The organism is Vibrio sp. ECSMB14106 (assembly GCF_000972265.1).
GTDB classification, from domain to species: Bacteria; Pseudomonadota; Gammaproteobacteria; order Enterobacterales; family Vibrionaceae; genus Vibrio; species Vibrio kanaloae.
This window is the reverse complement of record NZ_LAUM01000006.1, coordinates 48,482-62,403: the sequence shown is the minus strand read 5'-3', so window position 1 is coordinate 62,403 and position 13,922 is coordinate 48,482. Positions and strand designations below refer to the sequence as shown.

Sequence of the window (13,922 nt, the reverse complement as noted above, 5' to 3'; positions counted from 1 at the left end):
TGTCTCCCACTGGAAACAACGTTTCATCGGCAACAACAAATACCGAACAATAAAAACAACAATGATCATCACAATAGATTTGGCTGCAAAGGAATTGAATTATGAGTAAGGGATACGTTTGGGTCGTCGATGACGACAGTTCTATACGCTGGGTCGTAGAGAAAACACTGTCATCTGCGGATATAAAGTGTGAAACATTTGCTGATGCAGAGAGCGTGTTACTCGCTCTTGAGCGCGAAACACCAGACGTATTAGTGTCTGATATTCGCATGCCTGGTATCGACGGGATTGAGCTGTTGCATCAAGTGCATCAACGCTCTCCCGATTTGCCAGTGATCATCATGACCGCACACTCCGACCTTGATGCTGCGGTAAACGCTTATCAGAAAGGCGCTTTTGAGTATCTGCCTAAGCCGTTTGATATCGATGAAACGCTTACTTTGGTAGAGCGAGCCATCGCACACAGCCAAGAACAGAAGCGAGAACAAGCCAGCGAAGTGGTCGAAGAGACTAACGCACCCGAAATCATCGGTGAAGCACCGGCGATGCAGGAAGTTTTCCGTGCCATAGGGCGACTATCGCGTTCATCTATTTCTGTTCTCATCAATGGTGAATCGGGTACTGGTAAAGAATTAGTGGCTCATGCCTTACACCGCCACAGCCCTAGAGCAAAGAATCCCTTTATCGCTCTTAACATGGCCGCAATCCCCAAAGACCTAATCGAATCGGAGCTATTTGGTCATGAGAAAGGTGCCTTTACTGGTGCAAATAGCATTCGCCAAGGACGTTTTGAGCAGGCTAACGGTGGCACGCTATTTCTTGATGAAATTGGTGATATGCCACTCGACATTCAAACTCGCTTACTGCGTGTGCTTTCTGATGGTCAGTTTTATCGCGTGGGTGGCCACTCTGCGGTTAAGGTCGACGTTCGTATCGTGGCGGCAACCCACCAAGATCTTGAACGATTAGTGCATGAAGGTGGCTTCCGTGAAGACCTTTTCCACCGACTCAATGTTATTCGAATTCATATCCCAGCACTGCGCGAACGTAAGCAAGACATAGAAAAGCTTACTCATCACTTCCTAGCTTCAGCCGCAGAAGAGCTCGGGGTGGAAGTGAAGACGCTGCATCCTGAGACGGTTTTAAAACTGAATCAGCTGAATTGGCCTGGTAATGTTCGTCAGCTTGAAAACATTTGCCGTTGGCTCACCGTCATGGCCAGCGGTAGTGAAATACTACCTTCAGATCTGCCACCGGAGCTGTTGGAAGAGAAAACAGTGGCCACTTCAGGCTCTGGAGATAACTGGCAACAACTGCTCGCTAATTGGGCAAAATGTGCCCTTGATTCAGGAGAAAAAGAGCTGCTCACTTATGCTCTGCCTGAATTTGAACGGATACTGCTGGAGGCTGCACTCAAACATACCAATGGTCACAAACAAGACGCAGCCAAAGTGTTGGGATGGGGGAGAAACACCCTTACTCGTAAACTCAAAGAACTGTACTAAGCTTATATGACTATCGGTGCAGCTACTTTTTTAATCAAAAAAGTGTCGCTTGATGTTAATAGTATCAGTACAATCACAAAACGGCATTCACCAAAATTGTAGCTAAAAATGTCTTTGAAAACACAAATTACATTGAGAACCGCAGTGGTTCTGCCATTCGTGATGATTTTTCTGTTCACTATGGGCGTAATGGTTTTCACTCAAAAGCAGAACTATGAAGAAACGGTGAGTGATCTTAGTACACGCCAACTAACATCACTCACTGATAACGTTCATCAAAGCCTCACAGAATTTTTAGAAAAGCCGTTTCACGCTAACCTTTCACTCAGTCACAACATTGGTTATCACCACCTTTACCAAGCAGGTGACCTCAGTAAGGTCCAAGACTACATTCTTTATAAGTTTTCAAATCATTTTACGACTGTACCTCAACTCGATGTGATCGGCTTTGGCTCTGAAAACGGTAATTATGTGGGTTTCCGTAAAGAAGCGAATAATGGCTACACCTTGATGGTGCAAGATGATCGCACTCAAAATCAACTCGTGATCTACCGTGGTCGCCAGATCAGTGACGATATACGTTCAGTCATTTCGGGATATGACCCAAGAGTTCGCCCTTGGTATACGCCTGTGGCTAACCAGAAAAAAGCCTCATGGTCTTCGATTTACACTAATGCTGATGAACGCCAAGAGATCACCTTATCCGCCCTCGCCCCTATCTATGACGGCAACGAATTTAAAGCGGTTATCGTCAGTGACATCAAGCTCAATACCTTTAACGTATTCTTGAATAATTTAAAATACAAAACCGATGCCTCTGTCTACATCATTGACCAAGAGCAGCGCTTGGTTGCGCACTCCGGAGGAGGTAAGGTTGTCTCCAAAAGGACGGATAAAAGCCACACAAGTCAGCGCTTATTGGCTACAGAGAGTGACAACCCAATAATACGAGAGAGCGCCAGTTACGTTAACCAATTCCATTTGATTGAAAACAGGCAAATACAACGTTTCGACTTTACTCTGAATGGCGAGCGATACTTCAACCAAATAACGCCTTACGAGGATGAGCATGGCATCACATGGTTTATTGGTATGTCGATCCCTGAAACCAACCTACTCGGTGCATTACCAGAAAACCAAAGAAACAGCTGGTTACTTGGACTAACGCTGAGTTGCATTGGTGTCATCGCCGGATTAATTGCTTTTAATCGAGTGACCCAACCCATCACCTCCACCGCAGATGCAGCAAAAGGTCTAGCGACTGGCGATTGGGACAGCAGCATGCCGAAACCAGGTAATATCTATGAAACTAGCATGTTGGTAGAAGCCTTTAATGAAATGACTAACAACTTAAAGGCTTCTTTTGAACAATTACAGTCTCAACTTACCTATGACTCATTAACCAAATTGTACAGCCGAGAAGGTTTTATCGATGCTGTACAGAAAAATACAAAAACCGAGAAAGGCACACTGTATTTAGTCGGTATTGATCGCTTTCGCGACATTAATGACAGCCTAGGCCATTACAATGGCGACCAACTGCTCATCATCGCAGCCGCTCGTTTGAGAGGTACGCTACCATCTGAGTATCTATTGGCACGTACTGGTGGTGATGAATTTGCGATTTACGCGCCTGACGCTCTCCAAGAGGGGGGTGTTCATCAGATCACTAACCGCTTACTCCAAACCTTTGCGGCTCCATTTGCCATGGAATCCGAGAATGTCGTGATCAATGTCTCTATCGGTGTGGTTCATGTTTCAGGCACTAAAGATATTACATTGTGGCTGCGTAACAGCAGTATTGCCTTGAGTAATGCCAAGCAAGACAAGACTCGCGTCAGTATATACAGCCCAGAGATGGGCAACGCTTCTAGGCATCGAACCCAGATGCTAGCACGCATCAATCGAGCAATTGAGCAACAACAGTTCGAGCCTTTCTATCAACCAATCATAGACCTTGAATCTGGCTCCCCGATAGGTGCAGAGGCTCTGGCACGATGGGTAACGAAAGAGGGCGTCATTTCACCACTTGCATTCATTCCGCTTGCCGAAGATACAGGGCTTATCTACGATATCGGCAAACAAATACTACACAAGTCCTGTCGAGATACCGCCATCGCCATTGAGTTAGGAAAATGGGACGAAGACTTCTCTCTGCACGTTAACCTTTCTGTCGATCAACTCACCGAAAACGGTTTCATTGACTTGGTTAAAAACACTTTGTCTGACACCAAGTTACCGGCCAAAAACCTCACATTAGAGATCACCGAGTCACGCATCATCGACAATGATCCAACGATCATCGAAAACATGCTAACGCTGAAAGCATTGGGTATCTCAATTGCGATTGATGATTTTGGTACCGGCTACTCATCGCTTGCTTACTTGCACAAGCTGCCATTTGATTGCCTTAAAATCGATCGCAGCTTTGTTAGCAAACTCGATCAAGAGAACCTCGACAGCTCCATCGTCGCAGCCATCGTTAACATCACTAAAGGTTTCAAAGTAAGCTTGGTAGCCGAAGGCGTTGAAACTCAGCAACAGGCTGAACTACTCAAGCAGCTACAGTGTCCACTAGCTCAAGGTTTCTTATACAGTCGCCCTGTTCCTTTTGATCAGTGGCCTACCAACATCACGAATCACAACAGTAAATAAAGCATGGCGTAACAATCAGCAGAGAATCGAATAAACCAAATACAAAAATGCCAGCATGATGCTGGCATTTTTTACATTTCTATTCTCAATCGAGCGATTAGATAACGCGAGAGAATTGTTGTTGGCGAGCCTTAGCGCGCAGGTATTTATCAAAACACATACAGATATTACGAATCAACAAACGGCCACGCAAAGTCACGCGGATTTCCTTGTTATCGACTTCAATTAACCCATCATTAATGAAGGTTTGTAGAAGCGCTAAGTCTTCCTTGAAGTAGCGATTAAAGTTAACTGAAAACTCAGATTCAATCGTGGTTTTATCAAGCTTAAAGTTACAAATAAGCTGCTTAATCACCTCACGACGCAGCAGATCATCATCGTCTAGTACCACCCCTTTCCAAAGGGCATGGCGCAGGTCATTGACCTGAGCGTAATACTTCTTCAGCTCTTTTTGGTTCTGCGCATAAGCATCGCCTACCATAGAGATAGCCGAGACACCAAAACCAATCAGATCACATTCACCCTGAGTGGTGTAGCCTTGGAAATTCCGGTGCAGAATACCTTCACGCTGCGCGACTGCTAGCTCATCTTCAGGTAGTGCAAAGTGATCCATGCCGATGAACTGGTAACCCGCCCCCGTTAAGGTCTCGATGGTATCTTGAAGAATCGCCATTTTCTCTTTTGCTTCTGGCAGGTCTTCGTCTTTAATCTTACGCTGCGCAGCAAACAGCTGAGGCATGTGTGCGTAGTTAAATACCGATAAACGACCCGGTTTCATTTCAAGCACTTGCTTCAGTGTTTCAGCGAACAAAGCTTGAGTCTGCTTTGGTAGGCCGTAAATCAAATCAAGGTTAGTTGAGCGGAAGCCTAATTCTTTGGCACGCTGAACCATTGCAATGATGAACGCTTCATCTTGCTCACGGTTAACCAGCTTCTGTACTTCTTTATTGAAGTCTTGAACACCAATACTCAGGCGGTTAAAGCCTTCGCTACGTAGGTGGTCGAGTACGTCTAGCTCAATCTCACGCGGGTCAACTTCGATACTGATTTCAGCATCCGCAGTGAAGTTAAATTCATCACGCAGAATCATCATCAAGCGAGTGATTTGTATTTTGGTCAAGAAGGTTGGCGTACCGCCTCCGAAATGCAGCTGAGTCACCTCACGACCATTCAACAAAGAAGCGCGTTGGCGAATTTCATGCTCAATCACATCAAGGTACTCATCCGCTTTATGCGAGTGACGAGTAATGACCTTGTTACAACCACAGTAGTAACAAAGCTTATGACAGAATGGGATATGCACGTAAAGAGAGAGTGGACGCTCAGGATATTGAGTACACGCCATGTCGTAATCAGCGACGGTAAACGCTTCATGAAACTCCAACGCTGTTGGGTATGAGGTGTAACGAGGTCCCGAATAGTTGTACTTGTTTAAGATTTCTTGATCCCAAACGATTTGCTGATTCGTTGTTACTGGCTTGCTCGACATAGCGGTACTTCCAATTTAGATCCGCGAGAACCTAAGGTCTCTCAAATCATTTTACATACATTAAAATATAGACGGGCTATTTTGCCACACGACCTGTAAGGTCGTTCAAGACAAAATCAATTTTTCAAAGAAAAACTCAGAACTGCTAGCTTGATCACTAACAAAGCGTCGGGATTAACGAGACGCAAGAGGTAAGAAGGCTCGTTTAACATTCGGTATTCAAGACAATACTATTGAAGACAATGTGTCCTAAAAGCAATATGCCTTAAGAATAACGTGTATATTAAACAAACCTCTATATTTAAAAGTCTGTCGTGACTAGATCATCTGAATGCTGATTTGGTTGTTGAGAGGCTTGACCTTCTCCTGCAACCTTTTCAAATCTTCGATAACCGCATCATTCAAGCGAGTCTCTGCCTTGTGGCGTGTGAGATTCTGCTGCATGCGTTCTTTTTTCGTCAGTTCCTGTCTTGCCTCTCCTCGCGCCATATCTTTAACGATATGGTACAGCTCAGAAAGAGCAGGATATTCCGAATCAAAATCGACACGTTCATCACCCTGAACATTATCCATTATGATACACACTCGGATACTGATCTCAGGTAAATCACACTGGCCTTGGATACCCGCTAAACACAAGGTATTTACGTTGTCGTAAATCGTTGCGTTACGTTTTTCAATGGCGAGTGCTTGATGCTGCTTTTGCAATTCCGTCTGCTTCTTCACTTGAAGTAGAAGGTAACCTGCGTAAGAGCCCAAGCCGAGAATGATCATTCCACCAGCAATTGCTAATAAGGTTACGTTCATTGGCTATTAACCTTTAAAGCTGTCTAAGTCGATGTCTTCAAATTGAGATAACAAGTCTTCATCAGAGTTTGTTTTCTTCTTCGATTCAACTGCTGTTTCTTCGAAGATCTCTTCTTCATCGTCTTCTGGCTCTAACAGACCTAAGCGGCCCATCAGGTGTTCGATACGATCAAGCTTCTCATCAACAAACTTCTGTAGACCTGCACCTAGGTTTTCACCATTTTCGATACGATCTAATAGTGTGTTCAGTTGAGCATCGTTCTCAAGCATCTCTAACTCTTGTTCGTTAGATAGCTTACGCTCTTGTTTAGTCGGCTTCTTCGCTGGTTCAACAATCAGTGGGATTTTTTTCTTGCTGCCTAAACGTGGATCGCGAGCTTGTGCAGCTTTACGCTGTTTTGCTTCGCTACCATCTGAGTGACGGCTGCCAGACTTAAGGCCTTTGCGCTTTTTAACACGCTTACGTTCACGACCTTCAACATCAGATTCACTACGGTTACGAGTAACCATAGGCTCCGGAGCGCCAAGTGCTCCCGGCTTTCTTGATTTCTTACTACGACCCATTACTGCACTTTCCTCAGTAAAATTACATCATTTCCAAAAAATTCTAGTTCGAGCTTATCCCGCTCTGCCAAAAACTGGAATGTTTGACGACTAAAGAAGACGACATGTGTCGGGTCATTCTTGTAGTGCCAACCAGCGAACGCGTCTACGTCTATTACTAGCTTAGTCATAAGACCAATCCAGCCTTTGGGTTTAACTAAATTCAACCATTGCTGCCACACCTTGTCTGGATGATAAAGATGTTCAATCACCTCCGTGGCAGTCACAAAGTCATACGTTTCTTCCAACACAGAGAGCTCTGGATGGTAATAGATATCGTACAACTCCACGCTGTGTCCGGCTTCTTCTAACATAATAGATAGCGTAGGGCCCGGTCCACAACCAAAATCCAACCCTTGTGAGTTAGATGAAATTTTGTCTGTTAGTGGATCCGCGATGCGAGATAGAAAGCGGCGATAACCTTCATCACTAGGATCATTCTCATGGAGATCATAGTGTGCTTTCTCTTCTTTTGCTTCTAACCTTTGTTCAGGTTTAACAAATACCAGTTCACATTGCTGACACTGCAGATAGGCTCTGCGTTTGTCTTCAAAATAGTGATTCACGCCTTGGTGATGGCATAAGGGACAAGTATACATAGCACATCCTTAAACAGGGATGCGAAACATACCAGAAACTGAGTTTATAGTGGAGAGGTATTGGGTGTTTTTTCATCAAATCAATAAAAAAAGCGATAGGAAAACCTATCGCTCTCTAAATCTGCCTTTATCGGCCAAAATTTGCATACTCAACTTGGTACACAAATCTCCCTTTGTTATTGGTGCTTTCCATGCCAAATTTGTTTGTTGTTCATCGTCCTGATGAGTTTTGGCTATCCTTTTCTAACACCTTGTTGCTGGGCTGTCCTAGCCTGATCCGTTTCTGTCTATACCTTTAGACTAGATGATCATCCGTATCTAAGTCAGCTCCTAGCTGATGGCGATTACTTTACCCGGTTACAAAAAGACTACAAGAGTGCTACTTCACACTTTCGTACACGAATCGACCACACATTGATAAATCAGACATTAAATAAAAACGCATAAATAAAACGCATAAATAAAATCCACACAAAAGAAAACACCCCAACCATTACTGATCAGGGTGTCTCTTTAACCTCGCTCGAACGTACATTTCTTAACTCTGGCTAAGAGCAAGAAACCGACAAATTAGTGTAGACCACCAACGTACTTCGATAAGGTATCAATGTCTGCGTCTGTTAACTTTTTAGCTACATCACGCATCATCGCATTCATGTCGTTATTACGGCTATCATCGCGGAATTTCTCAAGTTGAGCCTTGATGTAATCTGCATGTTGGCCTGAAATTTTAGGGAAACCAGAAAGTTCGGTGCCGTTACCACGAGGGCCATGACAAGCAGTACACGCTGTTAGGCCGCGTTCTGAGTCACCCGCCGTGTAAAGAACCTTACCTTCATCTACAACATTTTCAGGAGTAGAATTATTGGAGATAGGTAGAGAGGCGTAGTATGCCGCTAGGTCAGCCATATCTTCTTCAGATAAAGGCATCGCCATTGCACCCATTACAGGTTCATAACGACCTTGTTTACCACCACTCGTCATACCTAACTTAAGCTCTTTTAACTGCTTTATTAGGTACTTCTCATGTTGACCAGCCAGTTTAGGATACTGGGTGATCAGACTGTTGCCGTCAGCACCATGGCAGGCGACACATGTTTGTGATTTGGCTTTACCAGCTTCAATACTACCTTGAGCCCATACTGAGCAGCTGGCTAAAAGACTCAAAATTAGCGCTAATTTCTTCATGACATTCCATTATAATTATCAAGCTTCCAGTACCACTCTATGTTGCCACTCATGGTACAATAGGCGACCTTATGCCGAGCACGGTTATTTTACACAAATTCACAAAAAAGTAATCAATCGACTACACAAAGTCGAGATGGAGTTAACAGTGAGCGTAAAAATTCATTATCAAAACACGCATTTCATTACCAGTGCACCTGATATTCGTCATTTACCAGAAGACGAAGGAATCGAAATTGCGTTTGCAGGACGCTCCAATGCTGGTAAATCTAGCGCGCTAAACCGCGTTACCAACCAAAAAAGCTTGGCGAAAACCAGTAAAACACCAGGTCGAACTCAGTTAATTAACCTATTCAAGGTAACAGATGGTTGTCATATCGTCGACTTACCTGGATATGGCTTCGCTCAAGTTCCACTTGAAATGAAGAAAAAATGGCAGAAGTCGCTAGGTGAATACCTACAACGCAGAGAAAGCCTGAAGGGCTTGGTGGTATTGATGGATATCCGTCACCCAATGAAAGACCTTGACCAACAAATGATCTACTGGGCTATCGATAGCCGCATCCCAGTACAGGTTTTGTTAACAAAAGCCGACAAGCTGAAAAGTGGCGCGCGTAAAGCACAGCTACTGAAAATCCGTAACGATGCAAAATCTTTCGGTGGTGATGTCGCGGTTGATGTCTTCTCTTCAATGAAGGGTATCGGTGTTGACCAACTGCGTAGCAAAATGGATGAGTGGTTCGCACCTGCGTTTGCAGACCAACTTATTGATGAGCTAGCAGATGAAGAGCACAACGACTCCGAATAGCGCCTCTATCTATAATCGCTTCATCTATAGCGAGAAGTTAAAGCACTGACTACCAGTGATTTAACCTTATCAATACCCTACCTTATTTAGGTGGGGTATTTTTTTGCTCATAAATGAGTGAGTTAAGCCCAATTTTAAACGTTAAAAATGATATTTATCCGCTTGAACGTATAGAAGTAAACCATACTAAAAACAACGTTTGCTAAACAGAACAACGAGAAAGGAATACTCATGTGGAAAACACTCTTGGCGATAATAGCAATGATGCTGATACCTGTTACAGGCCACACCTCTGAAGCAGAACCAACAGAAGCACCACTGATCAACGTCGATATGACCTTAGATCTCGATGGCATGGAGAAGTATGCTCAGGAGGCCAGTGAATCTCTTGAGAGGATATCGCAATCTTTGCAAGCCATAGTCAATAACCCCAACCTCAGCGAAGACCAGCAACAAGCCTTGAATCAGACCGTCGACAGCATGAATAAATTTGCGGCTTCAACTCAGACATCACTCAATCAACTCCCTCAAGCCTTGGATCAATCTCGCCTCGCCTTTAAACAAACCAGTCAAAGACTGCTCGATGATATACAGACCAAACTCATCATTGCGCTGGCGGCGGTTATCGCTGTCATTATTATCGCTTTAACCGCTATCTATCTGCTTATCCTGAAACCAATGCAGCAAACCTTGGTGAAAGCGACCAACAATATCTCTTCGATGGCACGCTCCATCCAGATCACCGCCGAAGCACTGAAATACAGCACAGAGAAACAACAGAAAATCATGGACTACATCGAGCATTCACCAACTCAATGCTCTGATAAATAAGGCATGAGCCATCAATCCTTTACCGGAAATTTGTAAAATAAAAGTTATTTCAAATAAAAAAACAATCGAATTTAAGACGGATTAAAATTACCAATTTCTGATTGAGTTCCAAATTTAAGAAAACTAACGTAATAAAGAGGATTTTTGAAAAGCCTAGGAAAAGGCATGAAAAGTAAGCGGATCAGTAGGGTAATTATGGTTGGAAATATTTTTCTTTCGCACAAGAAAAAACGCCCCAGTCAAATGCTGACTGGGGCGGCTGAATCAGCCTAATCCAATAACGTGAAACAAAAGGTCTGAAAGATAGAACATCTTACCTCTGTACCCTACGAGATTTAATGTACAACAATTGCTCAGAAATGAAAACATTTTTTGTAATTTTTTTTCATGAATGTTTTATTAAAACATCCTAGTTCTTTCCACAATTCAACTTTATTTTAGATAAAAAAAAGCCAGTGTTTGTGCACTGGCTCATACTAATTCACTCGATAAGGTCAAAAACTGATTAGTGGGCTTGGTCCCAGTTATCACCGTGGCCAGCTTCCGCAACAAGCGGAACGGCTAGCTCAGCAGCGGATTCCATCAATTCTTGTACTTTACTTTCAATTTCGGCTAAAGATGACTCTTCCACTTCAAATACCAATTCATCGTGCACTTGCATTAGCAGTTTCACACGACCATCGCCTTCCGCTTGAATCCACTCATCAACCAATAGCATTGCTTTTTTGATAATGTCAGCTGCCGTACCTTGCATTGGTGCGTTGATCGCCGCACGCTCAGCCGCTTTACGACGCATGCCATTTCGAGATTTAATCTCCGGCAAATGTAAACGACGACCATAAATCGTTTCAACAAAGCCCTGCTCTGACGCTGCGCTACGTGTGTCTTCCATGTACTGCATTACGCCAGGATAGCGTTCGAAGTAGGTGTCCATGTAATGTTGCGCTTCACCGCGAGGAATACCCAGCTGCTTAGCCAAACCAAAGGCACTCATACCATAGATAAGACCAAAGTTAACCGCCTTTGCACGACGACGCTGCTCAGAGGTAACGCTCTCAATATCAACGCCAATAATTTCAGCCGCAGTGGCTGCGTGGATGTCTTTGCCTTGTTGGAAAGCTTCCAATAAGGCTTTGTCGCCCGACAGGTGCGCCATAATACGTAATTCAATTTGTGAGTAATCGACCGCTAAAATCTTCCACCCATGTTGAGCAACAAATGCTTGGCGGATACGACGACCCTCTTCATTACGAATTGGGATGTTCTGCAGGTTTGGATCGGTCGAAGACAAACGACCTGTCGCTGTCACCGCTTGGTGATAGGACGTATGAACACGACCCGTTTCAGCGTTGATCATCTTAGGTAGTTTATCAGTATACGTCGATTTCAGTTTTGCTAGGCCACGATACTCAATGATCAGCTTAGGCAGCGGGTAGTCCAACGCTAACTCTTGCAACACTTCTTCGTTGGTTGACGGGCTACCTGATGGCGTTTTCTTGATAACGGGCAGACCCATCTTTTCAAACAAGATCGCTTGCAGCTGTTTTGGCGAGTTCATGTTGAACTCTTGCTCTGCAATCTCATAAGCTTTCTGTTCTAGCTCAACAAGACGAACCGCAATCTCTTGCGATTGAGCCCCTAGTAACATGTCATCGATGAAGACACCTGTGCGTTCAATACGAGACATCACAGGAATCAGTGGTACTTCAATGTCTTCATAGATGGTTTTTAGCTTTTCATCTTGCTCAATGTTTTCCATTAAACGATGATGAAGACGCAATGTCACATCAGCATCTTCCGCAGCATATGGAGATGCTTCGCCCAATTCAATCTGGTTGAAAGTAAGCTGTTTTTTTCCTTTACCTGCAATTTGCTCAAATGAGATACAGCTATGCTGAAGGAAACGCAGCGCTAAGCTATCCATATCATGCTTACCACCTACGCTGTTGAAAACGTATGACGCCAGCATGGTGTCGTGTTTGATGCCTTTCATCTCGATATCGTAGCGCGCTAAAACGCTCATATCATACTTTAGGTTTTGACCTACTTTTGCTTGCGAGTCATCTTCTAGTATCGGTTTAAGCTGTTCTAGTACCCAATCACGATCGAGTTGTTGAGGAGCATCGAGGTAGTCATGAGCAACCGGCACGTAAGCGGCAACGCCTTCTTCAGTGGCAAATGATAGACCGACAAGGTTAGCGACCATGTAGTCTAGGCTGTCTGTCTCTGTATCAAAAGCAAACACTTCAGCCGCTTTAAGTTTTTCTAACCAAGTATTGAAAGCATCTTTATCTAGAATCGTTTCGTAGTGGCTGCGATCAATCGTCACTGCAGAGGTATTCATCTCAACAGCTGAAGTGGCAGACGAGCCGTTGCTGCGTACCGCACCTGATCTTTCAGCCGCTTCCACCACCCCATTACCGCCGTCAAGTAACTCATTGAGCCAAGACTTAAACACCAGCTGACCATATAGCTTAATCAGCTCATCAATGTTTGGTTGAGCTTTCACGAGCGATTCCGGTGTTTCTTCTAACTCAACATCCAACTTAATGGTCGCAAGTTCGTAAGACATCTCAGCGTTGTCTTTATTATCGATAAGCTTCTTCGCCATGGTTTTTGAACCACGAAAGCCAAGCGCCGCAATGTCATCAAGGTTTTGATACAGTTTTTCGATGCTGCCGATGCCTTGCAACAGAGCCGTCGCTGTCTTATCACCCACACCCGGCACGCCCGGAATGTTATCGACTTTATCACCCATTAGAGCAAGGTAATCGATGATCAACTCAGGTGGGATACCAAACTTCTCGATAACGCCTTCACGATCCATCACCACATTAGTCATGGTGTTGATAAGAGTAACGTTGTCATCAACCAGTTGGGCCATATCTTTATCGCCAGTACTGATAAGAACAGGCATGCCCATCGCGGAAGCTTGAGAAGCCAGCGTACCAATCACGTCATCGGCTTCTACCCCAGGGATAGAGATAAGCGGTAGACCCATCGCACGAATGACATTATGCAGTGGCTCGATCTGGCAACGAAGGTCGTCAGGCATTGGTGGACGGTTTGCTTTGTACTCTGGGTACATATCATCACGGAACGTTTTCCCTTTCGCATCAAAAATTACCGCCATACGATCAGAAGCGAATTGACGCATCATGCTACGTAGCATGTTAACCACACCATAAACAGCGTTGGTTGGGATATCACCATTGCTCATTGTGCCAGGGTAAGCATGGAACGCGCGATATAGGTAAGAAGAGCCATCGATTAGAATCAATGGATTATCAGGAATACGAGCCATAATGTTTGTGTATCCAGTAAGTACAGAAATAATCTGTTAAGAATGCCACGTCTGTTGGTTGGATTCTACGTTGTCGATCCGTATCCGTTCATTCGATTGTATTCGTTATAATCAATTTATTGTTATTTTTTGT

At 44.1% G+C, this 13,922-nt stretch carries 11 protein-coding genes; 4 read left to right on the top strand and 7 right to left on the bottom strand.

Translation table 11 applies throughout. The annotated features are described in order from the left end of the window. Nucleotides 1-101 precede the first annotated feature (101 nt). Together glnG and WR49_RS06090 are read left to right on the top strand one after the other, a co-directional pair. Nucleotides 102-1,505 carry a nitrogen regulation protein NR(I) gene (gene glnG, locus WR49_RS06095; protein ID WP_046223411.1) on the top strand — a complete coding sequence of 468 codons (1,404 nt, stop codon included), beginning with the start codon at nt 102-104 and terminating at the stop codon, nt 1,503-1,505. 108 nt (nt 1,506-1,613) lie between these two features. Further along, nucleotides 1,614-4,160 (top strand): EAL domain-containing protein, encoded by a 2,547-nt coding sequence (locus tag WR49_RS06090; RefSeq protein WP_046223410.1) that lies wholly within the window; start codon nt 1,614-1,616, stop codon nt 4,158-4,160. Nucleotides 4,161-4,257: 97 nt separating this feature from the next. Here the strand turns inward: WR49_RS06090 and hemN are convergent, their stop codons facing one another. The 5 genes from hemN to WR49_RS06065 all read right to left on the bottom strand — a co-directional run bounded on the left by hemN (nt 4,258) and on the right by WR49_RS06065 (nt 8,846). Continuing rightward, nucleotides 4,258-5,649 carry an oxygen-independent coproporphyrinogen III oxidase gene (hemN, locus tag WR49_RS06085; protein ID WP_046223409.1) on the bottom strand — a complete coding sequence of 464 codons (1,392 nt, stop codon included), beginning with the start codon at nt 5,647-5,649 and terminating at the stop codon, nt 4,258-4,260. Between the two features lie 318 nt (nt 5,650-5,967). Next, nucleotides 5,968-6,456, bottom strand: a complete 489-nt coding sequence (locus WR49_RS06080) for a DUF2489 domain-containing protein (RefSeq protein WP_017055586.1) — start codon at nt 6,454-6,456, stop codon at nt 5,968-5,970. A gap of 6 nt (nt 6,457-6,462) precedes the next feature. After that, on the bottom strand, nt 6,463-7,020 hold the full coding sequence (gene yihI / locus WR49_RS06075) for a Der GTPase-activating protein YihI (protein ID WP_017055585.1): 558 nt from the start codon (nt 7,018-7,020) through the stop codon (nt 6,463-6,465). Next, nucleotides 7,020-7,658 (bottom strand): class I SAM-dependent methyltransferase, encoded by a 639-nt coding sequence (locus WR49_RS06070; RefSeq protein WP_046223408.1) that lies wholly within the window; start codon nt 7,656-7,658, stop codon nt 7,020-7,022. Before WR49_RS06070 ends, yihI begins: the two co-directional genes overlap by 1 nt. A gap of 570 nt (nt 7,659-8,228) precedes the next feature. Then, complete coding sequence (locus WR49_RS06065) at nt 8,229-8,846, bottom strand: c-type cytochrome (RefSeq protein WP_017055583.1); 618 nt, start codon at nt 8,844-8,846, stop codon at nt 8,229-8,231. 148 nt (nt 8,847-8,994) lie between these two features. On the opposite strand from WR49_RS06065, the gene yihA reads away from it, so the two are divergent. Further along, nucleotides 8,995-9,654, top strand: coding sequence for a ribosome biogenesis GTP-binding protein YihA/YsxC (yihA, locus tag WR49_RS06060; protein ID WP_017055582.1), 660 nt, complete (start codon nt 8,995-8,997; stop codon nt 9,652-9,654). Nucleotides 9,655-9,885: 231 nt separating this feature from the next. Further along, nucleotides 9,886-10,485, top strand: a complete 600-nt coding sequence (locus WR49_RS06055; RefSeq protein ID WP_046223407.1) for a hypothetical protein — start codon at nt 9,886-9,888, stop codon at nt 10,483-10,485. A gap of 264 nt (nt 10,486-10,749) precedes the next feature. On the opposite strand, the gene WR49_RS21780 is transcribed toward WR49_RS06055, so the two are convergent. Next, nucleotides 10,750-10,797 (bottom strand): hypothetical protein, encoded by a 48-nt coding sequence (locus WR49_RS21780; protein WP_438356636.1) that lies wholly within the window; start codon nt 10,795-10,797, stop codon nt 10,750-10,752. A 193-nt stretch (nt 10,798-10,990) separates the two neighbouring features. Further along, a complete protein-coding gene (polA, locus tag WR49_RS06050) occupies nt 10,991-13,789 on the bottom strand; it encodes a DNA polymerase I (protein ID WP_017055579.1) in 2,799 nt (932 codons plus the stop codon). Nucleotides 13,790-13,922 lie beyond the last annotated feature (133 nt).

Bases quoted from the DNA above. Each gene is read 5' to 3' on its own strand.
- glnG (WP_046223411.1), top strand. From the start codon at position 102: ATGAGTAAGGGATACGTTTGGGTCGTCGATGACGACAGTTCTATACGC.
- WR49_RS06090 (WP_046223410.1), top strand. From the start codon at position 1,614: ATGTCTTTGAAAACACAAATTACATTGAGAACCGCAGTGGTTCTGCCA.
- WR49_RS06070 (WP_046223408.1), bottom strand. From the start codon at position 7,658: ATGTATACTTGTCCCTTATGCCATCACCAAGGCGTGAATCACTATTTT.
- polA (WP_017055579.1), bottom strand. From the start codon at position 13,789: ATGGCTCGTATTCCTGATAATCCATTGATTCTAATCGATGGCTCTTCT.
- yihI (WP_017055585.1), bottom strand. From the start codon at position 7,020: ATGGGTCGTAGTAAGAAATCAAGAAAGCCGGGAGCACTTGGCGCTCCG.
- WR49_RS06080 (WP_017055586.1), bottom strand. From the start codon at position 6,456: ATGAACGTAACCTTATTAGCAATTGCTGGTGGAATGATCATTCTCGGC.
- hemN (WP_046223409.1), bottom strand. From the start codon at position 5,649: ATGTCGAGCAAGCCAGTAACAACGAATCAGCAAATCGTTTGGGATCAA.
- WR49_RS06065 (WP_017055583.1), bottom strand. From the start codon at position 8,846: ATGAAGAAATTAGCGCTAATTTTGAGTCTTTTAGCCAGCTGCTCAGTA.
- WR49_RS06055 (WP_046223407.1), top strand. From the start codon at position 9,886: ATGTGGAAAACACTCTTGGCGATAATAGCAATGATGCTGATACCTGTT.